The sequence below is a fragment of the Oleiphilus sp. HI0086 genome (genome assembly GCF_001635225.1).
On the sequence record NZ_LWFZ01000674.1, the window covers coordinates 1 to 25,392 of the forward strand.

Here is a 25,392-nt window from a genome sequence, read left to right on the forward strand (position 1 = left end):
TAAGGGTAAACTTAGGCCTAGGCTAGGCGGCTTGCCGGGTTTGAGCAATAAGCTGATTAGTAGTGTGTAGACAGAAAAGCTGGGAAGTAATTCGAGTGGCAGTTGAATATCCATATTGCTATATATTTACAATTGTAAATCCAGTTTACTAAAGTCGAAAAAAAAGACCGGAAATATACCGGTCTTTTTTGAGTATGAGCGATATCAAGTGTTTTTAGAAGTCTTCCCACTCATCGTCTTCTGAAAACGAAGCTGCACCGTTATCCTCTTGCGCAGCACTGCTTGCCTGGTAGGTGATGACAGGTTCTTCTGTGGGCTCTGGTGCACTGTAACTTGCTGCAGGTGTTGACGGAGCTGAAGCGAAGGAGGGAGAAGAACTATGCGAGCTCTGCGAAGCATCTAAGCGGAAGAAGGCAATCAGGCGATTCATGTTGCTCGCTTCTTCAGACATTGAACGGCTTGCAGCAGAGGTTTGCTCAACCAAAGCCGCGTTCTGCTGAGTCATTTCGTCCATTTGCGCAACGGCCTGATTGATTTGACTGATACCGCTATTTTGTTCGATTGCTGCAGTGTTGACGTCATTGATCATCTTGGCAACGCGATCAACTGACTGGACGATGTCATTGAGCATTTGCCCAGACTGGTTAACCATGGCTGAGCCAGATTCTACCTTGTTTACACTGTCACGAATCAAGTCTTTGATTTCCTTCGCCGCGGCAGCAGAACGTTGCGACAAGGTTCGAACCTCTCCCGCTACGACGGCAAAACCACGCCCTTGCTCACCGGCTCTTGCTGCTTCAACCGCAGCATTCAAAGCGAGTAGATTGGTTTGGAAGGCAATTTCATCGATCACGCCAATAATGTCGTTGATTTTGTTGCTAGATTCCATGATCTCACGCATCGCACCCACGGCACCTTGAACCACTTCACCCCCTTGTTCCGCTTTACGCTTCGCATCGCTTGCCATAGCATTTGATTCGGAGGCGTTTTCTGAGGTTTGTTTTACGGTAGCTGTTATCTGCTCCATGCTGGAAGCTGTTTCTTCCAGTGAGCTGGCTTGCGACTCGGTACGTCGACTTAAGTCATCGGAGCCCTCGGCGACTTCTTGTGATGAGGTACGAACAGTTTCTGATGCGATTTGAATGCGTGTTAGCACTTCACTTAGCTTGGTAACGCTGTTATTTGCATTGTTTTTGATAGCAAGTAACTCGCCCTTGTAATTGTTTTCGATGCTCTTTGTGAGGTCACCTTCAGACATTGCTTCAAAAATAACACCGACTTCACTGACAAACTCGGATGTCTTGTCCATTAGTGAGTTTAAGCCATTACTGAGGTTTTCGAAGAAGCCGCTTTTACCTGTTAGGTCAATTCGTTGTCGAAGGTCTCCATCGTTGGCGGCATTTATCAAACTGTTAATTTCACCTTCTAGCGCAACCTCATCAGTTCTATCTGACCATTCAACGACGGTACCCAAGCGAGTTTGGTCTTCGCCATATATAGGTGTCGCAGTTAGGCCAAAGGTACGTACACCGACCTTAATTTCAGTTTGATATGTACTGGTCAGACGCTCAAGCATACTGCGTTGGTGTGCAGGGTTTTTGTGGAAAACATCGATGTTGTTGCCAACAAGGTTATTGGCATCAAAGTTTGGCAGCACTTTGCGTAAGTCTGCCTCAGCTACGCGCATCATATTCTGTACTGCTTTGTTCATATAATTGATGTTGTAATTTGCATCGGCCATCATCACATTGGTATTACAAACATCGAGAGCCAGTCTAACGCCTGCATTTTCCTCGGCGAGTTGTTTGGCTTTTGTTTCTTGAGCAAGCGCTTCTGTTCGGTCATTCCATTCAACGACAGTACCGATTCGTTCTTTGTTTTCAGCAAAAATAGGGGTCGCGATTAAGTTAAATGTGCGTGGCCCAACCGTAATGTTGGTTTGGTAAGTGCTGGTGAGCTTCTCAAGCATGCTGCGTTGATGCGCTGGATTCTTATGGAAGATGTCGATATTGTTGCCAATCAGGTTATCGGCGTCGAAGCGAGAAAGCTCTGCTTTCAAGTCGCTTTCCGCAGTTTTCATCATTTCTTGTACTGATTCATTCATATAAATGATATTGAACTCAGCGTCGGCCATCATGACGTTGGTGCTACACACATCTAGCGCTAGTTTGATTCGCGTATTGTCTGCTGCCAACTGAGCTTCAGCCTGTTCCTTGGCTAGCTGCGCGGTTTGATCATCCCACTCGACGACGGTGCCGAGTCGTTGGTGTTCATCATCAAAGATTGGTGTGGCTATCAAACTGAATGTTCGAGTGCCAACTTGGATTTTTCCGTTATATTGAGTTTGCAAGCCTTCTAGCATACTCCGTTGGTGAGCCGGATTTTTATGGAAGACATCAATACTCTCTCCCATAAGTGCTTGAGCATTAAAGTTGGGAAGTACCACTTTTAAGTCTGCTTCAGCACTTTGCATCATTTCCTTTACGGAGTCATTCATATAGACAATGTTGTAGTCATCATCGGCCATCATGACATTGGTGTTGCAGACGTTTAAGGCAGAGATAATCCGCTGAGTGGAGGCTTGAGAAGCCTCTATTTCGTTTTGTTTTTCCTGTTGGCTATAAGCTAAAGCCTGTAGCTTGGAGGCTAGGCTATTGTTCTTCGCACCAGTATTTTCTGAAGCGTTCGAAAAGTTCCCCATGGAAATTTCATCGACTAAATGCTTCACCTGAGAGATTGGGGCGCCCAGATTGTTCTGTGTGTTATGGATGTTAATGAATGCGATGGCGGTCACCAGGATAAGCGCGATAATACTACCGGATATGCCGATAGCCCCACTACCAGATAATAGCGAGCCAACTGTGATCAGCAAAGCTAGCGCGAAGCCGATAATTAGCTTCCATTGAGGTTGTATTTGTTCTTGATGGTTCATGTTTATTACCGTCCATTAGTTGATAAGGATTGGGGCCTGTATCAATGTAGTTCAAAAAAACAATATCACCTTAGTGGTAGATAAATTTTTATTGTTCTGGCTTAACGAAAAATTAGGATAAGATTGCTCGCTAGTTTGATAAGCTAGGAAACCATTATTTAAGGTATGGATAAGGGAAGACGAGAATGAATTTAAAGAAATGCATTGGGGGGAGTATATGTTTACTTGCTCTAAGCAGTATCGCTTTTGCAGAAGATAAACCTAAATATTATGCCGGGCTGGATGCCCACTACCTGATAAATACTATTGGTAATGAACAAAGTGGCGAAGCGGAGTTCGATATCTCTGGAGCTGGTCTGAGAGCGGGATTATATTTGGAGCCTCAAGTAGGGCTTGAAGTTTATGCCGCACAAGGTGTCACTGAGGGAGACGATATTGGTATTGATATGAGTCTCGTATCTTCGGTTGGGATATTGGGTCGTTTCGAGTCTCCAGAGGCTGAGAACGGTGGGAAATTGTTTATCTTGCTTGGCTATGGCATGTCTGAACTGGAAATGACCCGCAGCGCCTCCAGCCCCGTAGATAGAGAGTTGTATCATGGCGTTGTCTACGGTGGTGGTGCTGAATTTCGTTTGGGTTCGAGTGAGACCTTTATCAATATTCAGGGCCTTCGTTATTATGATGAGGATCACCTCTCTCTGGATGGTGTGAGCTTGGGCTTACGCCAAAGTTTCTAGTTAAAAAGGACTTAATATGTGTTCAGTAAAAAAGATGACACGGGCTGTTTTACTTTTAGTTAGCTTTGTCTTAACAGCTTGTGGTGTGGGTAATGAGCAAACTTATATTCAAGCCGTTGAAGTCAACACTAAGAATTTGACCTCTATTTCTATTGTTTCCTCGAATGATCGCGTGCGTGAAGGGGAGACCGAGACATTCACAGCCTTGGGAAATGTTGATGGCGGTGCCAGCCAGATTGATATTACAAGTTCGGTAAGCTGGTCGAGTTCAGACTCTTCGATTATATCGGTGAATAGTAATGGTGTGGCGACAGGTAAATCTAACGGTACGGCGGATGTAATAGCACGGCTTGCCGACCTTTCGGCGACTAAGGCATTGCGCTCTTCCGATGCACCCTTGGTCTCGATAGCCGTCAGTAATCAACCTGCGAGCCTTCCAGTATGTCAAACATCCTCGCAACAACTGCTTGCAAGGGGAACATATAGTGACGGTGATGAGGCAGACATTTCGGATAAAGTAAGCTGGAGTGTCAGTGATAGCTCGGTTATTTATGTTGGTGATGTAGCGCTGTCTGATGGCTCGAGAGAAGATAAAGGAGTCCTCTCTGGTTTGTCTATTGATGATGCGCAAATCATAGCAAGCCAGGATGATATTGATAGTGAAGGGGTGACAGTTTCAGTCGTGGCGGGAGGTCTGACTAGTATTTCCGTCAGCTCTGCTGATGAAATGCTCTATGCGGAAGAAAGTAGTCAATTTTCAGCGCTGGGTGATTATGGCTCAGACCCCGTTGATATAACTGAAAACGTCCAATGGGGGTCTTCTGATATAACAATTCTGGCATTCTCTGATACCGACACTGGCTTGGCTGAACTACTGCTTGAAGGGTCTAGCAATGTGAGTGCTACTTGTGACCCCGGAGGCTCAGGAGAGCTGCAGTCAGCCTTACTTGCGGTAGATGTAGAGGCAGCGGTTGAGGTGGTATCGCTTCGTGTAAAGTATGGGAATGACAGCTATAACGATGATGACACTATTGAACTGGATCTGGAAGACGGCGAGGCGCAGCTAAAACTCTATACCGTTGATACTAAAGGGGATGAAGGGATTGTTGATCTGGCTGATGAGGAAGAAACTAGTTGGTCGGTGATCGGAACTGCGCTTTCAGGTGAGGCTGCTGACATCTCTAGTTCGGGCTTAGTGACCTTTGATGCCGTGGGGGAGTCTGAATACCAGGTTCGTTATAAAGATGATGATAACGATATCAATGTAGATATTTATTTTTTCATTAAAGTTGAATAGGACTTGCTAGTTTTTTAGCGTACAATCCCCGCCGCCCCGGAAACGGGCACTGAAAGTTACCGCAGTAAGCACGACACAGTGTTTATTGCGGAAACCCCTCTTTTTTATGTCTGTTACATCAAGTAGTTAATTATCCGCATTGACTCAGTGAGTTGCAGTTCGCTACGTATTAGGACGTATTTCAGCACCCTATGAAATACCAATCTTGTAGCCCTGAGATTTAGGAAGTTAGAATGGCCAGAAGTTTATCGCAGGCTTTTTATAAAAACTTTTTGGGCAACACGCCCAGTTGGTACAAGAACGCAATTATTGCATTTTTAGTCTTTAATCCTATCTTGTTTACCCTTGCGCCTTATGTTGCGGGATGGCTATTGATAGTGCAGTTCATTTTTACCTTGGCGATGGCATTAAAGTGTTATCCATTGCAGCCGGGTGGCTTGCTAGCGCTGGAAGCCGTGCTGATAGGTATGGTGTCGCCCGAGACGGTTTATCATGAACTTGAGAATAACTTGCAGGTTATTCTGTTGCTGATCTTCATGGTGGCGGGGATTTATTTTATGAAGAGTATGCTGCTCTTCGTATTTACCAAAATCATTCTTGGTATTCGATCGAAGACGCAATTGTCCTTAGTCTTTTGTGTTGCTTCAGCTGTTTTGTCAGCTTTTCTCGATGCTTTAACTGTTACCGCAGTCATTATCAGTGTCTGTGTCGGTTTTTACTCTGTCTACCACAAAGTCGCGTCGGGCAAGAAGTTTCATCATATTGATCATGACCATGGAGATGATGATGACGTTCATGAGGATCATCGTCAGGCCCTTGCCCAGTTTCGAGCATTCTTACGTAGCTTGATGATGCATGGTGCTGTAGGGACTGCCTTGGGTGGTGTCTGTACACAGGTGGGTGAGCCTCAGAATCTACTAATTTCTGAAAAACTGGGTTGGGACTTCGTAGAGTTTTTCTTGCAAATGGCACCGATTACAATGCCGGTTCTGTTTTTTGGCTTGCTTACTTGTATTCTGTTAGAGAAAACCAAAAAATTTGACTACGGGGCTAAGATTCCAGGCTCGGTTCGGAAGATTCTAGAAAACTTTGATCAGGAAGAGAAGGCTAAAATGACCCCGGAATTTAAAGCTAAGTTGATTGCTCAAGGTGCAGTGGCAGTACTGTTATGCGTATCACTAGCTTTGCATTTGGCTGCGGTAGGGCTAATTGGTTTAACAGTCATTATTCTTGCAACTGTCTTTACTGGGATCAATGAAGAGCATCAAATTGGTAAAGCGTTTGAAGAGGCATTACCGTTTACAGCTTTACTCGTTGTCTTTTTCACGATTGTCGGTGTAATTCATGAGCTGCACTTATTTTCGGGTGTGATTAACTATGTTCTGTCGCTTGATGAAAGTGCCCAGCCTGGCATGTTCTTCATTGCGAATGGAGTACTGTCGATGATTAGTGATAATGTCTTTGTTGCGACTGTTTATATCGATGAAGTGAAGAGTGCCTTTGATGCCGGTTCTATTAGTCGCGAGCATTTTGAAAAGCTTGCCATAGCGATTAATACCGGAACAAACCTACCTAGTGTTGCAACGCCAAATGGTCAGGCGGCCTTCTTGTTCTTGTTGACCTCTGCGATAGCGCCATTGGTGCGTTTATCATATGGCAAGATGGTGGTTATGGCCTTGCCATATACTGTGGTATTAGGTGTTGTTGGCTATCTAGGTGTTTATCTCACACTCTAGGCTATGAATGCTTGATATAGCCCGGCCTGTCCGGGCTTAATTATGGATGCTTTAAATGCCGGGCTGCCGGTCAGGCTAAGAGGCACAAAAAAGCCCGAAGCAAGATGATTGTTTCGGGCTGATATGAGTTCGGATTTATTCCTACCGTTAGTTGATATTATTACGTGTTTTAATATCCGTAATTAGCTGATCTTTATTTTCCCAAAGTGTATTTAACCAAGCTTGAAAAGCTGCTTTAAACTCAGGGTCGCTACTATAGTCTTTACCTAAGAACTCTTTAGGTATTTCTATTTTGTTAATATGGACGGTTACTTTCGAAATACGACCACAGAAGAGATCCCACGGTCCGATATCTTTATCGTGGTAAACAATTGTAAGATCCAGCATGGTATTCATTTGAGAGCCCATACTGCCTAGAACAAAAGCTGCTCCACCCGCTTTAGGCTTTAGCAGGTTTGTGAATGGGGACTCTTGGCGCGCATGCTTTTCCGGTGTGAAACGAGTACCTTCGAGGAAGTTAAATACTGATACTGGCGTTGTTTTAAACTTCTCACAAGCCTTTTGTGTGGTTTCCAGATCTTTACCGGCAAGTGATGGATCTTTCTTTATTTGTGCTGGAGTGGAGCGCTTCATGAAAGGGAAGTCCAAAGCCCACCAGCAGATGCCAATAATCGGTACCCAGATAAGTTCTTTTTTAAGGAAGAACTTAAGCATAGGGATTTTGCGGTTCAAGATTTTTTGAGTGATTGGAATATCTGACCAAGATTGATGATTACAATTTACAAAGTACCAATCATTTTTTGTTAGCCCTTCAACACTGGTAAAATCCCACTCAACCTTCAGAAACATTGCCATAAAAAAGTTGTTCATAGAAACCCAGTTTGTTGCACAGGCAATAAGGGTTTTAGTCACAATTTTTTTGACGATATTGATGGGAATGATGATCTTAAGCAGAGCGCCAACGACTAAAATAGGCATCCAGAGCAAAGTGTTCAGAATAACTAAAATCAGAATAATAGCCCCTTTAACTGGGCCAGGAAGAAAGCTGAGCATATATACCCCTCATAGTATTTTAGTAAAATTTTATCGAGAGACACCTACAAGTACAAGATTACAGCGTACGCATGTAAATATGGTGCTGCATTATCTATTTAATCTGGCTGTATAGTGCAAATAAGGTGGTGGCAATAGGTGGGAGGATAGTGCTCATGCTTACTGTTCTGGTTTATCGGGTGGCGCTTCAGTTGAAGTCTTCTTTTGATCAGTTTTTTTAGCTGGAAAGAAAGCATCAGTTTTATGTTTAGCTTTCGCTTTGATTTCAGGTGTGATGTATCGAGACAGCGTGGCGATTGCCGCAGCCATTACAGATATGTCATCGGTGTAGCCAAGAACGGGGGTTAAGTCAGGAATCCCGTCAATAAGGCTAATGAAGTAGCCGAGCGTTCCGAGAATAACCGTTTTTACCCATGCTGGAGTGTTTGGTTCGCGTAGGGTGTAATACAAAATTAGTGCGTGAGTAATAGCTTCCTGAGAAAGGGAGCTGAAGGCAGATTTGATTTTACTAGTTAGCTTTTTTTCGTTTATATCGTCTTTCATTTTACTCTCGACCAGGCTTTATTCGAAGCCTGGTTTTAATATCTGATCTTTGCCAGCAAGTACTAAACCAATGCTGTTTTCCTGTAGCCATAATAAAGTTAGGAGATTCCCTGGAGTCGCGCTGTCGTCAGATTTTGATATAAATCCCTTTAATGTTAAAGCTTGCCCCAACACATCAGCAAAGCTAATTTCAATCTCGTTAAAGGTAACACGGCAAGTGTCACTTTCTACCGACGCTTGAGAGTCTTGATTCGGAGAGCTGAGGGAGTTCGTCTCTGGGTTGCTGGTCAGGGTATGAGTAACGTAGATTCTCGATAATTGCAGTGTGGCATGACAGTCATTGCTTGAACCTGCATTTAGTCTATCGGTAATATGCAGAGTTGATCCGTTCAGATTTTGTAGACTGTTTGTTTCGTCCAAAATAGTCATGCTATTACCTTGTATATGATAGGTAAACTGTATTACATCGTCGGTATCGGGAAAGATTGGGCTGCTTACTTCCTCTAGCTCAACGCCGAGAATAATTCCTGTCCCACGATCAGTAGTCACAGTTGTATCAGAGGTGTTGAAGGAAAACGCAAAATGACTTCCGCTTTCTGTCGCGTGACCAATAGGTGCTTCGAGACCACCATCGAGCTTCAATATACCTCTATTTACCTCTGAAATGCCTGTCTCGCTGCTTGGGTCTGATACTTCGCTCAGTTCACTAAAGAATCTGCGTGAGTCCTCAATAATTCCTCTTTGCGTTGTCAATGACTGTGAGTTGTTGTTGGCGAGACGAGCTAGGGTATGGCTTCTATAGTGGGGGTTATTAATAGGCTGCTCCAGGCTGAAAAAACTACCAGATGCATTCCAAATCATTGTTTCGCCAAAGATTTCTATTATTTTATCTGTATCATTGAGCTTCTGAGAGAAGGATATTACTCCGTAGCTTTTGCCATTAAGTAAGCTGGTGGAAAAAGTGCTAGGTGTTTGCTGAGCGTGTACTTCCCATGAAAAAAGATTGATATCTTCGATCTGGTCTCCTAATTCTTCATCTTCAGTATTTGGATTTTTGACAATGTAGTTCGCGGCTTTGCTAAAGTTGCCACCAGTTAGCCAAGTTGGTTCGTTTCCATAATCAATATCTTCCTCTTCCTCGACAGGTGAGTAAACCGAGTCTGGTTCATATTCGTTTACTTGGTAGAGCTTGGCGAAAATAGGTTCGTATTGCCACGCGACATCTTTTGTATCAGTCACATCACCCGGTTGAGATGGGCTTAATGTACGTGCTTCCAATATGTTGCCTTCCCTACTTAAGAAAGAGTCGGGCGTAGAGGCTGAAGCATAAGCGTTGATTGGCTCAGATCGGTCAATATCGCTGTCGTTAATATCTCTCACGGTTAGGCTTGTGCGTTCATAAGGGATATCGATAAATAGCGCTGACTCGCGGCGTAAGTCCGTTAAATAGGTGGTGCTTTGATATTTGGGGTAAGCGGGCAGTTCATTGGCTAGCTCCCTGTTTTCGACGATGGTTGAATTGGATGCAGCAAAGCCAATGGATTCTACGCTCCTATTAGTTGCGTTGATATCGCTTAAAGAGAGGGCAAGAAATGCACTGTTATAAGTTTTTGGCAAAGGTGGAGGTGTAGAGAAAACGTCGCCATTTTCATCGAAACCCAGGCCAGTCACTTCGCGCATTGTACCTTTTGCGAAAGGGCTCGTTGCTCTGGTTAACTCTGTCGCAGCAGCTTCCACATAGTGACGAATTTCGTCTTGTTGTTCCAAGGTTTCTATTGCCTGTGAAATATTATTGTTGTTGGAAAGTTCGAAGTTAAACTCGCCAACAGCATTATTTATCATTGATAAGTAGTCTTGCTTAGCTCTAGGTTGGTTATCACAGCCAATCACAGGGTTATCGGTAAGACAAGGTTGGTGAGTTAACAAAGCGCTAGAGTCGGGAATTTGATCAAATACCTTTTTGAGTAGGTAATGAGTAAAAATATTAGTGGTAACTTGTGCAGTAGAATTAACCGCGATTGGGATGTAAGGGATGGCTGCGTAATAAATTTCATCGTCACTATAGCGGATTTTTATTACGTGGTTAATTTGTTCAATGTAATCGGACTCGATAAACATTTGGATGTTGCTGGAGTCCTCAAGTCTCGTTACGTCCCAGGTGGGGAGGTTGCCGTCAGAGGTTTCGTTGAAGTCGGCATTTAGTGAAACTAAGGATATTTGACCTAGGCTTAGGTCTGTTGAACCGTCTAGTCGTTCTGCGTTGATTATCAGAGTTTTTCCGAGGGTTAAATCTGGGTCTCGTGCGGTATCGCTATCAGAATCTAAATCGCTGGAACTACCATCAGTGCCACCTTGTTCTTCGGGGAGTCCGCATGCTTGTAGGGTGCCTAGCAAAAATAGGAAAACCATAATCGAAATGGTTTTGGGGAGCGGAGAGCGACGTGAGGACATAAGCTGCATTAACCTTTTTAGCAAATTACGTTAGTAGCTCTAACGTATTCCATATCGTTGAACTTGGATGCACTTACACATTCGGAGCTTGATCATAGCTCGCATCCAAAGTTAATAATCCTTTCGGGTTGAGTTAACCGAGTTAATATATCTAATTCGAGGCTTTTAAAAAAGCGCCTATGTTTCAGAGTGTGATCCGCATAGCGCTTAGCTGGTGACTCAAGAGGGGATTAGCTTCAATTCATTAGCCGTATCAAGAACTCGCTGAATGTCTTCGAGAAGCTCATTTATGTATGTATCCAACTGTCGCTCGTAAGTTTTTAAAGCATGTTCGGTATCTTTTACTGTTTTTCTTAACTTTGGAACGCCACAATAATGGCAGGCGCCATGTAATTTGTGGACAGACTCTTCAAGTAGTTCGAGCTGATTGTTTTGGAATAGCTGCTCAATTCGTTCTTTTTCACCTGGTAAGCTTTCCAAAAACTTTTTTAAGAAAGTTTCCGCAAGATCTTGGTTACCGTTACACAAACTCACGCCTTCTTCTATATCGATGATTTTAATTGGCGTGTGTGATGAATGAATAGCCTGAGATTGACGAGGGTCTGGGGTGGTATTATTTGTTTCCGGTAAGTGAACTGGGCTATTGTCTTTGGGCGATGCAGGCATAGACGTAGTAGCTTGCTTCTGACCTAGGTCACTGGCTAGCTCGGGAAGATATTCTGTGATTGTTTTACTGAGCTTTTCTTCATCAATTGGTTTGGTGATAAGTGTTTGAAAACCCTGGTTGAGAAAGGTTTGTTGTTCTTCGGGAAGGGCGTAGGCAGTCAGTGCAATGATCGTTGCTGTTTTATACTGCTGATTAATCTGCCGGATGCGCTTCATCGCTTCAACACCATCCATTCCTGGCATCTGAATATCCATAAAAATAAGCTTGTACGAGGTCTCCTGACATTTGCTGATTGCTTCAAAGCCGTCATTAGCGGACTCTGCTTGTATCCCCATGCTTTCCAGAATTGAGACCACTAACGATAAGTTGATATCATTATCATCCACGACAAGAATTGGTTGTCTATCTTTTTTAATAGGCGTTGAAATAGGGGTTGTGAGCTTTTTCAAGATGCTTTTTTTAGTGTAGTTTTCCATGCTTAGTTCGCATAGCTCATTGTAAAAACGCTGTCGGGTGAGCGGCTTCACCAAGTGTGCGCTGGCGCTTTGAATGGCTTCGGTATCGTAGTCTTCTAGGGTCGGCGTAATGAGCAAAACTCGTTGACCTAGTGATTGAAGGGTTTGCATGATCGAGGTGTATTCAGGGACGCCTAACTGGCTTTTATCCAGACTCACCAAGGTTAGTCGGCGATGATCTTTCTGGGTCTCAGCAACTTTTGCCAGGGTTATCAGTTGTAATTTGCTTTCGGCAAACTGGTAGTCTACACCCCAGGAGTTGAACATATGCTCTATTGCAAGTCTGGCGGACCCTTTGGGTTCGTAGCATATTATATGGCTGCCTCTTAGCTGCTCTTGGGTTGGGAGCTGTTCAAGCTCGTTGCCTGGTTTTTCTATGGGTAAGGTAAACCAGAATGTAGAGCCTTTGCCAAGCTCACTCTCAAAGCCAATTTCACCATCCATTTGCTCAATTAGGTTCTTGGATATCGCGAGCCCTAAACCTGTGCCGCCAAAGTTTCTCGCAGTTGTGGCGTCAGCTTGGGAAAAGGCGTTAAAAATCGAGTGTTGTTGGGCGCGAGACAAACCAACGCCTGTATCGGTCACTGACACTTTGACAGACTCGCGGCTGAGGTCATTTTCGTCATCGGCTAACATCACCCTGACTAAGACTTCACCAGCCTGGGTAAACTTGATTGCATTATTGACCAGGTTGGTGACAACTTGTTTGATGCGCAGAGGATCGCCAATAATGGCCCTGGGGACGTCTTGGTAATGTAGGTGAACCAACTCCAGATTCTTGGCGTGAGCCGTCGGTGCAAGCATAGCAACCACGTCATCGATAAGCTCCCGAAATTCAATGGTACCCTTTTCTAGCAATAGCTTACCGGCTTCTATTTTTGAGAAGTCGAGAATATCATTTATGATTAGTAGCAGAATTTCTGAAGACTTTTTGATTGTACTAAGGTGGTCTATTTGTCGTTTGTTCAGGTTGCTTTTAAGTAAGAGGTTGGTGAAACCAATAATGCCGTTCAGTGGTGTTCTAATTTCATGACTCATATTGGCTAAAAATTCTGACTTGGTTCGGTTTGCCAAAACAGCCTGCTTCCTCGCTATATCGAGCTCTACGTTCTGAATTTCAATTGTTTCGAGAGTTTCTCGCAAGTCTTCTGTAGTTTGTTCAATTTCTTGCGTCATGTCAGATTGAGTTTGGCTCAAGCGCTCACCTAACTGATTAGCGCTGTGAGCCAGCTGGTTAAGTTCGCTAGGGAAAACAGTTTGAATGTGTATGTCGGAATTGCCGTCAGCCAGCTTACCTAAATGCAGCCCAATTTCTTTAATTGGCGCTATTATTTGTTTAATCAAAAAACGCACAGAGAAATAGCAAAGGATTGCGCCGACTAACATTAACCAGATAGCCTTCATGACTGTGTTGCCGATTTCTTGGTTCATGGAGCCCCGGTTGGTGTTGATTAATAACCATGCCTTACTCTGTTCCTGTTGATAGGTGCTTGGGCCAACTTGTTTTTTTAGTCTACTTTGAGTCAAAGATGAAAGAGTGGCTGAGCGCTTTTCAGTATTCAGCGGTATGACGAAAATGTTTTCATTGCCTGTCTCGATAATTTTTGGGCTGACTGTGGGAAAGGTTGTTGGGTTAAGTCGTGCGGATAGCTGAGTGCCTCGGTGTTTTAAGACCTTATGATTTGAATTGAGTAGCGTAATCGATTCGATAAGGGGGGAAGCAAGTAGCGTGTCAAAGTATTTATTCAGATCGTTTAGTTCTGATTGCTTTTCATCATCTTTTTGCGTGGCTTTGTTTCGCAAGTGTTGAGCTGTGATGCTGGCGCTGGTCTGGGTTAATAGACTTAGCTGTTGGAAAAACTGTTTTTCAACGACATTTAGCCTGTGGTCGGCTAATACTAGGCCTAAGCCAAGAAATATTAATACTAGAGGCAAGGAGGCAATCAGTGCGATGCGAGACTTGAGCTTGATAGGTTTCATGGATTTAAACTTATATAATATAAGGCTTTGTCAGGCCGTGTGGTATATCATGAACTATGTATTATGGACAATTGTACGATGGACTGCCATAGCAAGCTTTACAGAAATTAGTATGATTAAACGGTGCTAATTTGATCTAGTGTCGTTTTATTGTCTTGTCTGTGAATTAGGCATTCTAGACTGGGCGCATTGAATTAATACATACTCTGTAAACAGAATATTGAACAGGAATTTTACTCCCAATGAGTGATGCAAAAAACGAATTTCCTACGATTGAAGACTATGTTGGAAATACCCCCCTCGTCAGGTTACAGCGTTTACCTGGTCAGACAACTAATATCCTGCTAGTCAAACTTGAGGGTAATAACCCTGCAGGTTCGGTGAAGGATAGGCCTGCTTTAAGTATGATTCAGAGGGCAGAGGAAAAAGGGCAGATAAAGCCCGGTGATACCTTAATCGAAGCAACGAGTGGCAATACGGGGATTGCTTTAGCGATGGCTGCGGCAATCAAGGGCTACAAGATGATCCTGATTATGCCAGACAACGCTAGCATGGAACGGAAGGCCTCAATGGAAGCTTACGGTGCACAAATGCTCTATGTTAGCAAAGAAGAAGGTATGGAGGGCGCTCGTGACCTGGCGCAGTCAATGGCGGCCGAAGGCAAGGGCATTGTCCTCGACCAGTTCGCGAACGATGACAACCCCTTGGCTCATTATTGCGGGACGGGGCCTGAAATCTGGGAGCAAACTCATGGAAAAATTACTCACTTTGTCAGTGCCATGGGAACGACAGGTACCATTATGGGAAACTCCAGGTTTCTGAAAGAAAAGAACCCAGATATCAAGATAGTGGGTTTGCAACCTGCAGAAAATGCGGCAATTCCCGGTATTCGTCGCTGGCCTGAAGAGTATCTGCCGAGTATTTTTGATCGCTCACGAGTCGATGAAGTGGTCGAGATGGGGCAAGATGAAGCGGAAAGAACAATGAAGGCCCTTGCCGCACAGGAAGGTATTTTTTGCGGTGTGTCCTCAGGCGGAGCCGTGGCTGCAGCTTTGCGCTTGTCAGCCAAGCTTGAAAATGCGGTGATCGTCGCCATTATCTGTGACCGTGGAGATCGTTACCTTTCAACAGGTGTTTTTTCGTGAGCAGGTGGCTCGGTAGCGTGTAACTATGGCAAATATTTTTTCTAAGCATAGAACTAAGCTGCGTGAGCAGTCTAAAAAGCAAAAAAAATCACTTGAGCGTGAACTTAAAGATTCGAAGCAGGAAGCTCGGGTGAAAGTGAGCCTGGAGTCCAAGAACCTCGCCAACGATGTTGATAGCTCTGATAGTGGCTTGCTTCAGTGTCAAATTCTGTCTCTCAGTCATGAGGGGCGAGGTATCGCCAAAAATAAAGGCAAAACGCAATTTGTGCATTATGCCTTGCCCGGTGAGACTGTTTTGGCTGAGGTCTTGGCTCATCGTGCTAAATATGATGAGCTGGCTGCGGTGAAAGTGATGCAAGCTTCAGATCAACGTGTTGAAGCTGTATGCTCATATTATGGAACTTGTGGTGGCTGCAGCCTCCAACATATGGGGCATAAAGCTCAACTGGCGCATAAACAAACTGTATTGGCTGACCAGCTTAAGCACTTTGGGGATTTGGCTCCGCAACAATGGTTGCCGCTTGTCGAGAGTGAGCCGTGGGGTTATCGTTCGCGTGTCCGGCTCAGTGTCGACTATGGCCGAAAAGGAGAAGGGCTTCGAATTGGCTTTCGTAAAAAAGCCTCCAAAGAGACATTAGATATAGATTCTTGCCCAATTATGGCTAGTGAGCTTTCAAGTGCCTTACCCGTACTTAAAGAACTTGTTGCTTCAATCTCGGTGCATAAAGCACTTGGCCACCTGGAACTGTCCTTGAGTCGTGAGGGAATAGGCGTGTTGATTCGGCATGTGAAGCCTCTTGAGCAGAGTGACTTGGAAATGCTTAGAAACCTTGCGAAGGAGCAGAAGTGGACGGTGTTTCTGCAAGCAGGGGACATTTCCAGTATTCAGCAGTTGTGGCCGGAAAATGAGTGCCGAGAAGAAGGCCAAGCTAACTTGTCCTATAATTTGCGGGTATTGAAGCAAAATTTAGCCTTACAATTCCACCCAAAAGATTTTACGCAAATCAACCTTGGTGTGAATCAGAAGATGGTTCTACTCGCGCTGCAGCTACTTGAACTTAAATCTGATGAGCGTGCTCTGGATCTGTTTTCAGGACTGGGTAATTTTACTTTGGCAATGGCAAAGTGCGCTAAGGAAGTTGTTGGGGTTGAAGGCAGTCAGGATATGGTGGAAAGAGGCTTGTTTAATGCACAAGCTAATGATATCGAAAATGTCACTTTTTATGAAAGTAACCTATACAGTGACTTCTCGGCTCAAGCTTGGACGAAGGGAGTTTATGATAAGATTTTGATCGACCCGCCTAGAGCAGGTGCTTTGGATATCGTGAGCAATATTAGGCAGTTTGGGGCAAAACGAATAGTTTATATATCATGCAACCCGGCTACATTAGCGCGTGACGCGGGGATCTTGGTGCAGCAAGGGTATCGTCTGATGCAGGCAGGGGTTTTGGATATGTTTCCCCATACTGAGCATTTAGAGTCGATAGCTGTTTTCGATAGTAAGTAGGCTAAGAATAATAAACAGGTAGTTTTATGGTTAAGGTTCGCGAAGATTACATTGAGGATTTCGATGGCGAAGCCGCCATTGATCAATGGCTTGATAAAATCAGTTCAATTACCGAGTTGGGTAATATCGAGACAGTACGCCAGGCCTGTGAAACTAGCCTTGAAATCGAGCAGAAATCGGTCCAGGAAGATCGAGTCTGGGCAAAAGAGCACAATAGTTTTGTAATTGGTTTGGAGATGGCTCAGATTCTGATCGAGTTGGAATTGGATCAGACAGCTATCATTGCAGCAATACTTTATCGAGCTGTCCGCGAAGGTAAATTGCCGCTGGAGCAAGTATCGAAAAAATTTGGCGGAGAAACTGCCAAGTTGATCGAAGGTGTTGCGCGAATGGCAGCGATCTCTGCAACACATCGTCCATTTAAAGGTATGGTTTTAGGTCAGACTCAAGGGCAGATTGATAACGTCCGGAAAATGCTTGTGACCATGATTGATGATGTGCGCGTCGTACTCATCAAGTTGGCAGAGCGAACTTGCGCAATTCGAGCGGTTAAAGACGCGAACTCCGAAAAACGTCAGCGTGTTGCACGAGAAGTCTTTGATATTTATGCGCCTTTGGCACATCGCTTAGGTATAGGCTATATCAAGTGGGAGCTCGAAGACCTGTCTTTTCGCTACTTACACACTTCAGCCTATAAAAAGATAGCGAAATTGCTGGATGAGCGCCGAGTTGACCGGGATTCTTTTGTAAAAAGAATGACTGAAAAACTTGAGCTTGAATTAGAGAATGCCCACATCCGCGGCGAAGTCGCTGGCCGAAGTAAACACATCTATAGCATCTGGCGAAAAATGCGCCGTAAGAATCTAGATTTTTCTGAAATTTACGATATTCGAGCTTTTAGAATTCTGGTGCCCAGTGTACAAGACTGTTATTCGGTACTAGGTGTTGTGCATTCCTTGTGGAAGCATATTCCTTACGAATTTGATGACTATATTGCTAACCCGAAAGAAAATGGCTATCGCTCTTTGCACACAGCTGTCATTGGGCCAGAAGGAAAGGTCATGGAAGTGCAGATCCGTACGAGGGAAATGCACGAGGAAGCCGAACTGGGAGTTTGTGCTCACTGGCGCTATAAAGGTACCGATGTTAAAAGTCGATCTTCAGGGTATGAGGAAAAGATCAACTGGCTTAGACAAGTACTGGAATGGCAAGAGGAGGTGGGTGATGCCTCGGAAATTGCAAACCAGCTAAGCTCAGACGTTGGTGAAGACCGTATTTACGTATTTACACCTGATGGCCATGTTGTTGATTTGCCAAATGGCGCAACGCCGGTAGATTTTGCTTACCGTGTTCATACTGAGGTGGGCCATGCTTGTCGTGGTGCTAAAGTAAATGGTCGTATCGTGCCGTTAACTTACCCGCTTCGAACTGGCGAGCAGATTCATATTCTAACCTCTAACCAGGCTTCGCCGAGCCGTGACTGGTTAAATCCGAGTTTAGGCTATATTCAGACCTCGCGCTCACGAGCCAAGCTGGTTCATTGGTTTAAGCAACAGAATCGATCTCAGAATATCACTGATGGCCGAATACTTCTGGAGGATGAGCTTAAGCGCTTGTCTATTGGCGATATCCATTACTCGGAACTTGTGGAACAAACTCAGTTCAATAAGGTGGATGACCTATTTGCGGCGATTGGTGCAGGAGACGTGAAGCCAACGCATATAGCGAATGTTGCTCAGAAAATTCTGCAGCCTAAAGAACAGCAATTGGATCTTCGTCTTGGTGCACCACAGCAGAAAGCGGCGAATAGTGCTGGGCGAGATGATATCAAGATCAAGGGCGTTGGGCGCTTACTAACAACTATGGCGAAGTGTTGCCAGCCTGTGCCAGGAGACCCAATTACGGGTTATATAACAGTTGGACGAGGCGTCTCGATACACCGACAGGATTGTATGAATTTGCTCCAGCTTGAAGACTTGGAGCCAAATCGTATTATAGAAGTTTCCTGGGGCTATGAAGCCGATGCAGCCTATGGTGTGGGTATTGAGATTCAAGCCTATGACCGAGAAGGCCTGCTTCGGGATATAACGATTGTACTAGCTAACGAGAAGGTCAATGTAACGGGCGTGAATTCATACTCTGACCCACAAGAAAATATTGCGACCATTACCATTGCAATGGATGTGTCGAGCTTGGCGAGTCTTGGGCAAGCCCTAGCCAAGATCAAGCAATTACCCAATATTATTGATGCTCGCAGAAAACGTAACTAAGGAGCTTTGGTGTCTTCAGAGAAAGTTAAAAAGGCTCAGGATAGTATTCTAGAAGGTGCTTCCAATAAAGATGGAGTACTGAACCAGGCTTTGGATATTCAAGCGCGCGCAGCTAAGCACGGCTTTGATTGGCCTGAAATAGAGCCAGTTTTTGATAAAATAGCTGAAGAACTGGACGAGCTTAAGCAGGAAGTCATAAAAGCGAAAGCGCAGTGTAAGACAAGCACGGCTGAAGACCTTTTTAAAAGGCCTGAAATTCGAGCTGAGTTTGGTGACTTGCTTTTCAGCTGCTTGAATCTATCGCGCTTTCTAGGTGTACTTCCTCAAGATGCGCTTCAGCTTACCAATGATAAGTTTACTTCGCGCTTTCAATTTATCGAGGAGCAATTGGGCAATCAGGGCACTTCTGTGAGCGAGGTGCCCTTAACTCAACTAGACCAGCTCTGGGAGTTGGCCAAACTGAAAGAGAAATAAGCTTTCCAATTAGTTTTCTTCGCTAAAGTCGTAGTTCATTTCTGTAGAGGGTGCTTGCAGGTAGTAACCCTGAATATAGTTGACGCCCGCTTGCCACAAAGTTGATAGCAGGGCTGCACTCTCTACCAGCGGCACGATAGTGAGTTTACCCATGGACTGTAAGGTCTGAATCATTTCTTTAGCCTGTTCTTTTGAATCTTCACCCTTTTGCATATCTTGAGTAAAGGAACCTTCAAGCTTGATGTATTCTGGGCTTAAGTGTTTCAGAAGGTTGAAAGGTTTTAAGGCATGGCCGAACTGATTGATCGACATTTTACAGTGTAGGGTGCTGATACCTTTGGCAAACTCTTTTGCTTGTTTCATGTAAGTGATAGCGTTGTTTTCCGATATCTGGAAAATTAAAGAGTCGCCAGGTAGGCGAGCGGCTTTCAGCGCTACATTCAGCCATGAGGTGAAGGTTTGATCTTGTAGCGTCTCGCTGGTCAGGTTAATAAAGAGTTTGGTGTCATGACCTTTTGATCTATGTTCACTTAAGTGTTTAATTGTTTGTAAGATAACCCATTTGTCGATTTTGCTGGCCATATTACTTGGGCCGCTTGGTGGCAGGAAGTCATAGGGTGAAATTTCCTCGCCCTCTTCATTCAGCATGCGAATAAAGGCTTCGTAGTTCTCATCCCCTTCGCCTCTCAAGCTGATAATCGGTTGGAAGAGCAGCTTGAATTTGTCATTGTCGATTGCATCCTGAATCAGCTCCATTGCCATGTCATGGTCATCTAAAGGCTTATCAGTTTGAATCGTGTACAGTTTGACTCCATTTATCTCTTCAGCGTTGTCCTGAGAAGCGAGTTCTTGAGACGCCGTTTGAGCTCTACCTAGAATATCATTGATGGCGGGGGCATTCTCAGTTATCAAAGTGACACCAGTACTAAGTGTTATCTGAATTGTTTTTCCATCGACCTCAAATAAGTGATCTTCAACAGCCTGACCATAAGCTTGGGCGACTTCAACGGCATCATCTCCATTTTGTGCCGGGCATATTAGGCCAAAAACATCGTCGCTTAATCGAGCCAGGTGATGGTCGCTCTTTCGGTTGCTATCAATAACATGAGCCAGGTCGCGTAGTACCAGGTCGGCATCAGCCATGCCAAAATTGGTTTTTATCTTCTGAAAGTTATCGATGGCCAGGTAAAGTACGCCTGCATGCGTACTATTATTTACCGCACATTCTTTTGCATCGTGCAGTTGTTCCATAAAGTATTGGCGGTTATATAAACCTGTTAGCAGATCCTGTTGGCTGAGTTCTTTTATCTTTTCCGCAAGTTCTTCATTGTCATGCTCTGGACGGATAATAATTTGTAGGCAGTCTTCGCCGTCGTAAGTTGCAGCGGAAAGGCTCATGGTTGCGCTAATTTCAGTACCATCTTCACGAATGGATATGCAGGTTGTTGCTTCGGTCTTTTCGGCTTGCGGGTTATCTGAAAAAGGCTTAGATAGCTCTTTGAAGCTGCTTTGTGATTCTGAATTAAAGGTATCAAGCACAGGAATGCAGATCATTTCATCGATATCATCGTAGCCAAGGAACTGCATATAGGAGCTGTTGGCATAGATGTGCATACCATCACTGATATAAGCAATGGCATCTTTTGAGCTATCGAGTAACAATTCACAGCGGTGCTCTGCATCGCGAATTTTTGCTTCCATTAAACGCAACTTTTTACGATCGGCTCGACTCTCTAACTCTCGTCGCAGTACGACGACTATGTGTTTATCATTTTCGAAAGGTACGACATCTTTTGCGCCGGCTTTCATGTGCTTAACCAGCTGCTCATCGTCATAAGCATCACTTAAGACGATAAAGGGCAAATCGCGGTCTTTTTGGCGTATATGCACTAGGGCTTGGTTTATATCAAAGTCAGCTTCTTTTTCGCGGGCAACAAATAGATCCCAAGACTGCTCTTCAAGCGCATCGACGAACTCTTCTTCAGACTCGATACGCTTTGCCCGGGTAGGTATGCCGGCATTGCGCAACAGGCTGATTAGCTTTTCTGCGTCGTTCTCTGATGGGTCGAGAATAAGTAGATAAATTGTGTCGTTTATTTTGCTCATTGACTTGGGATACTGCTCTTAATGTTCAAAAAATATATACCTGTTAAACCAGGCAAGTTATTAATATAGAGCGCTTATGGTGTGCTCTATTTTCGTTTTCAGTTCTCTATTTATAGTGTCGGCCACAATGAGTCGAAGTCATCATCGTTGTCGCCTACCTCAATATCAGGAACCCGATTTTCAGTCAGCTCTTTCATTTGTTTGTTTTCTGACAGTTCAAATTGACTAAAGCTACCGGTCGCTGATACACGTGTTTCTAAATTACATTTTCCTTCGGCGCCATTGGCTCGAATCGATACCTTATGACCGGACATGAAGGGAAGCCTGGGTGTAATAAGTGTCGTAGGCTGACCTATGGCACTCAGTTCTGGTAACAGGAGTCCTCTTAGGTACTCGCTAGGGTCTCCCGTCTTCTGAAGCAATTGGACACCACATGGCTTAGCGCTAGGCGCTAATAGTTCGATCCCTACCTGGGTACCTTGCTGCTTGATATGTCTGATCCAGCGAATAACCGCGATGCTCCATGCTTGCTGAGCATTTTCACGCAAGGAAATTATTTCACCCGCTTGAATATTGCTTGGTACTTCACCTTCCCATTGCAGACAATAGCCACCAGGGCTTGTATTGACTAAAGGAACTGTGTACTTCGGGTAAGCGCTGTCGAGCTTGTCATCGATTGCTCGGTCATAGGAAATGGGCGCGTCGGAGGGCGTAGTCGCCGAATGACTACCGGCATCATAGCTGTCACCCCAACCATCCTGAGACTGATTGGTGGCACTTAGGAAAATATTGTCATCACCTGAGGTTGAACCGGATGCATGTTGAAGCATTTGTGTGTGGAACTCGACTTTTCCCGAGGTGTAATAGTGGCTTGCACTTAAACCAACACATAGGTTTAGGGCACCCTCATCTTCTACCCGTTTAAAGCTGCGCTTGGTTAATACACCGAATGAATGATGTAAATGATCCAAAACGACGTCGGAAATATGCTTAGGCAGTGCTATGATCGGCTCTTTTTCAATACGCTTCTTTGACTTTGCCTGCTCTACTTCAGTGTTAAGGTGTTCATTTAGTCTGCTCACTAGTTCGGTCGTGTTAAAGCCATAATGGCTGGCACTGGTACTTTTAAGTAAGCTTTTGTATCGAGGTGGTAGATCTTGCTCGATATTGATTACAAAGACTGATTCATCGATTTGATCGGCACCGATGTCAACTAGGTCTGACCACAATTCGAAAGCGTAATAAGCAATCTGTATATCGTTTTGACGTAGCTGGTTAGGGCGACAGCAGCTTAGTAAGAGATTCTGTTTATAGACTTGATCTATTCGAGTTTCTCGTCCGTCTCTTCTTTGATCGTCTGCAACGGTATATTTCAGTAAATTGTGTTGTTCAGCAAAGTAGAAAACCTGATGCATTTCGACCCAGATATCTCTGGGAGTGTGAATATAAAGCTGATTAGATCGGAGCAGGACTTGCCCATACTCGGACATCATCCTATGAGCAGCACAAGTAAAGTTTTTCCTGACTTTTTCGCTATTAATGTTAGGCACGCTATCGATAAGAATTATCTTATACGAGGTTGCGAGATGTATTTGGATAGCTTGAGTCAGGTTAGCAATTTTTTGCTGTTTTTCACTTAGTACAACTGACTGATTAAGGAAGTGTTTAGACAGCTCCTTACATACATAGTCTATTGGCGGCCTCAATAGTTCCAGAATTTGCATTCGTGTTAGAGGAGGAAGAGTCAGCTTATTAAACTCGATTATTGCCTGGTATAACTGGCGTGAGAGCTCTCCCACATTAGCCATCGGCAAATCCTTCACCCAAGCTTTAATTGCTGCTGGAGTATGTTCAGCAAAAGAAAAACTGATTAAAGTTTGCTCGGGGGTGGATAAATTTAATTCTATATCTTGGCCGTGCATTCATGATTCCTAAATTTGTAGTAAGAGGCTACTTATTTTGCTTGTACGGGTCAGCATCTAGTCAGAAAATTATGCGAAACCGTAGCCATAATACGCTTATAACTAGCATAGCAGGGATTATGGTATTGTCTTGAATGAGGGGGAAAAAGTGTGGCTTGAATTGTTAAATCGCGTTACAGGCTCGATTTAGTTCTCAGTAGCACATTATTTATGGCCAACTAAATGTTGCCAGGCTCTTAGAGTTTTGCCCCGGGATTTCCTGACTGAGGCGAGGAACGAGATAACCAGGCAGAGCGCCAAGAAGTTGCTTATAGAGCTTAAATGCTTCGCGCTCAGAGACCTCGAAATGCGCTGCGCCTGAAACACGGTCATACATAAATAGGTAGTAAGGGAGAATGCCCAGGTCAAAGAGCGCTAGACTAAGCTTTGTTAGTGTCTCTGCATGATTATTGACGTCTTTTAGCAAGACTGCCTGGTTCAATAAGGTGACGCCAGCCTGTTTGAGAGCAGTGAAGCAGGGTCTGAGTTGACTATCTAACTCGTTAGGGTGATTGCAGTGTGTGACGAGTATGAGTTGTTTGTTGCAATCAGAAAATATTTTTAATAGTTCTTGGTCGATTCTTTCCGGGATACTGACGACCATTCGAGAATGAATACGAATGCGTTGGATATGCTTGATATCAGCAATATTGTTTATTAGCCAGGCAAGGTGGTCGTTATTGTGTATTAAGGGTTCGCCACCGCTCAGGATTACCTCATCTAATTCTTTGTGTTCTTCAATGTAGTTGAAGACCTTTCGCCATTCGTTTTTTGATTGGCGATGCGCGTCATAAGGAAAATTCCGGCGGAAGCAGTAACGACAGTTAATAGCGCACACAGTACTACTCATGAGTAATACCCGATTATTGTACTTGTGCAGTAAGCCTTTGACGGGAGAGTACTCTTCCTCGTTCAGAGGGCTATCGTTAAAACCATCGACTTGCTTGAACTCTCTATTTTGAGGAAGTACTTGTAGAAGAAGTGGGTCATTCGGGTCGTTTGAACGAATACTTGCCAAGTAACGTGGTGGTACTCTTAATTCAAACAAACGCTCAGCCTCTTCATCTACTAAAGGATGATCGTTCAGACCTAGCTTGTTCAGCAAGTCTGCAGTACTTATTTTGCACTGGCTAAGTTGAGACTGCCATGAACCGTATTGCGCTTTATTTTCGACAGGAATAGTTGATAGATGTATCATGTGCGCTTTAATTTTGGTCTGCGAGCCTAAAAAAGAGTCAGCCCTTGATGTAAAGAGGCCGGTAAACCGCGCAGTATATAGCGAAGTAAAGCTATAGAAAACAGTTTGTCGCCCACTCATTGGCCCTGTATAGATTAGGCTGGACCAAGATAGCGAGAAAATAATTCCGTAAATTGAATAGTTCCTGCATAAATATGTAGGAGACAGAAACAGGTGAGATCAAAATGGGAAGTTATTCTACCAGCGAATTCCGTTCAGGCTTAAAAGTAATGTTGGATGGTGATCCTTGTGCGGTGATTGAGAATGAATTTGTAAAGCCAGGAAAAGGCCAGGCTTTTAACCGCGTTAAGTTGAGAAACCTCAATACTGGGCGTCAATGGGAGAGAACCTTCAAGTCAGGTGAATCTCTTGAAGCGGCTGACGTAATGGAATTCGATATGGAGTACCTCTATACCGATGGTGAGTTCTGGCACTTTATGATGACTGATGGTTCTTTTGAACAGCATGCTGCTGATGAAAAGGCTGTCGGTGATACAATTAAGTGGTTAAAGGAACAGGATGTTTATACGGTCACACTATTCAATGGTGCACCCTTGGCTGTTGCTGCAGCAAACTTTGTTGAGCTGGAAGTGGTAGAAACTGACCCGGGTTTGAAAGGCGATACAGCTCAAGGTGGCACAAAGCCGGCTACCTTTTCTACCGGTGCAACGGTCAATGTGCCATTATTTGTCAATATTGGTGAGAAGCTGCGTATCGATACTCGTACTGGTGAATACGTGAGTCGTGCCAAGTCATAATTGAGCAATTGATTGCATAGAGA

The 25,392-nt window shown here is 44.3% G+C and carries 16 protein-coding genes; 8 read left to right on the forward strand and 8 right to left on the reverse strand.

Features of this window, described 5'->3' with window-relative positions; translation table 11 throughout:
- Positions 1-214: 214 nt before the first annotated feature.
- Positions 215-2,932 (reverse strand): methyl-accepting chemotaxis protein, encoded by a 2,718-nt coding sequence (locus A3756_RS09960; protein WP_068553428.1) that lies wholly within the window; start codon positions 2,930-2,932, stop codon positions 215-217.
- A gap of 185 nt (positions 2,933-3,117) precedes the next feature.
- Between A3756_RS09960 and A3756_RS09965 the strand changes: the two genes are divergently transcribed.
- From A3756_RS09965 to nhaB, 3 genes are all read left to right on the forward strand, one after another.
- Positions 3,118-3,669, forward strand: a complete 552-nt coding sequence (locus A3756_RS09965; protein WP_068509584.1) for an outer membrane beta-barrel protein — start codon at positions 3,118-3,120, stop codon at positions 3,667-3,669.
- Between the two features lie 16 nt (positions 3,670-3,685).
- Entirely contained in the window at positions 3,686-4,966 is a 1,281-nt protein-coding gene (locus A3756_RS09970) for an Ig-like domain-containing protein (protein WP_068509950.1), read from the forward strand.
- A 233-nt stretch (positions 4,967-5,199) separates the two neighbouring features.
- Entirely contained in the window at positions 5,200-6,702 is a 1,503-nt protein-coding gene (nhaB, locus tag A3756_RS09975) for a sodium/proton antiporter NhaB (protein WP_068509951.1), read from the forward strand.
- 147 nt (positions 6,703-6,849) lie between these two features.
- Here nhaB and A3756_RS09980 read toward each other — a convergent pair whose 3' ends face one another.
- The 4 genes from A3756_RS09980 to A3756_RS09995 all read right to left on the reverse strand — a co-directional run bounded on the left by A3756_RS09980 (position 6,850) and on the right by A3756_RS09995 (position 13,911).
- Positions 6,850-7,755 carry an acyltransferase gene (locus A3756_RS09980; protein ID WP_068509953.1) on the reverse strand — a complete coding sequence of 302 codons (906 nt, stop codon included), beginning with the start codon at positions 7,753-7,755 and terminating at the stop codon, positions 6,850-6,852.
- Positions 7,756-7,914: 159 nt separating this feature from the next.
- Positions 7,915-8,298 (reverse strand): YkvA family protein, encoded by a 384-nt coding sequence (locus tag A3756_RS09985; protein ID WP_068507569.1) that lies wholly within the window; start codon positions 8,296-8,298, stop codon positions 7,915-7,917.
- A gap of 18 nt (positions 8,299-8,316) precedes the next feature.
- Entirely contained in the window at positions 8,317-10,749 is a 2,433-nt protein-coding gene (locus A3756_RS09990) for a hypothetical protein (protein ID WP_156490395.1), read from the reverse strand.
- A 219-nt stretch (positions 10,750-10,968) separates the two neighbouring features.
- Positions 10,969-13,911, reverse strand: a complete 2,943-nt coding sequence (locus A3756_RS09995; protein WP_068509957.1) for a hybrid sensor histidine kinase/response regulator — start codon at positions 13,909-13,911, stop codon at positions 10,969-10,971.
- 242 nt (positions 13,912-14,153) lie between these two features.
- On the opposite strand from A3756_RS09995, the gene cysM reads away from it, so the two are divergent.
- The 4 genes from cysM to A3756_RS10015 are packed head-to-tail and all read left to right on the forward strand — an operon-like array spanning position 14,154 to position 19,307.
- On the forward strand, positions 14,154-15,056 hold the full coding sequence (gene cysM, locus A3756_RS10000) for a cysteine synthase CysM (RefSeq protein ID WP_068509959.1): 903 nt from the start codon (positions 14,154-14,156) through the stop codon (positions 15,054-15,056).
- Positions 15,057-15,081: 25 nt separating this feature from the next.
- Positions 15,082-16,563 (forward strand): 23S rRNA (uracil(1939)-C(5))-methyltransferase RlmD, encoded by a 1,482-nt coding sequence (gene rlmD / locus A3756_RS10005; RefSeq protein WP_082865187.1) that lies wholly within the window; start codon positions 15,082-15,084, stop codon positions 16,561-16,563.
- A gap of 26 nt (positions 16,564-16,589) precedes the next feature.
- Positions 16,590-18,833, forward strand: coding sequence for a GTP diphosphokinase (gene relA, locus A3756_RS10010; protein ID WP_068509962.1), 2,244 nt, complete (start codon positions 16,590-16,592; stop codon positions 18,831-18,833).
- 9 nt (positions 18,834-18,842) lie between these two features.
- Positions 18,843-19,307 carry a MazG nucleotide pyrophosphohydrolase domain-containing protein gene (locus tag A3756_RS10015; RefSeq protein ID WP_068509964.1) on the forward strand — a complete coding sequence of 155 codons (465 nt, stop codon included), beginning with the start codon at positions 18,843-18,845 and terminating at the stop codon, positions 19,305-19,307.
- Between the two features lie 9 nt (positions 19,308-19,316).
- On the opposite strand, the gene A3756_RS10020 is transcribed toward A3756_RS10015, so the two are convergent.
- The 3 genes from A3756_RS10020 to epmB form a co-directional block, all read right to left on the reverse strand.
- A complete protein-coding gene (locus A3756_RS10020) occupies positions 19,317-21,413 on the reverse strand; it encodes an EAL domain-containing protein (protein WP_068509966.1) in 2,097 nt (698 codons plus the stop codon).
- A 110-nt stretch (positions 21,414-21,523) separates the two neighbouring features.
- Positions 21,524-23,335 (reverse strand): hypothetical protein, encoded by a 1,812-nt coding sequence (locus A3756_RS10025; RefSeq protein WP_068509967.1) that lies wholly within the window; start codon positions 23,333-23,335, stop codon positions 21,524-21,526.
- Positions 23,336-23,543: 208 nt separating this feature from the next.
- A complete protein-coding gene (epmB, locus tag A3756_RS10030) occupies positions 23,544-24,572 on the reverse strand; it encodes an EF-P beta-lysylation protein EpmB (RefSeq protein WP_068507605.1) in 1,029 nt (342 codons plus the stop codon).
- A 224-nt stretch (positions 24,573-24,796) separates the two neighbouring features.
- On the opposite strand from epmB, the gene efp reads away from it, so the two are divergent.
- Entirely contained in the window at positions 24,797-25,369 is a 573-nt protein-coding gene (efp, locus tag A3756_RS10035) for an elongation factor P (RefSeq protein WP_068507556.1), read from the forward strand.
- The last annotated feature ends 23 nt before the right edge of the window (positions 25,370-25,392 follow it).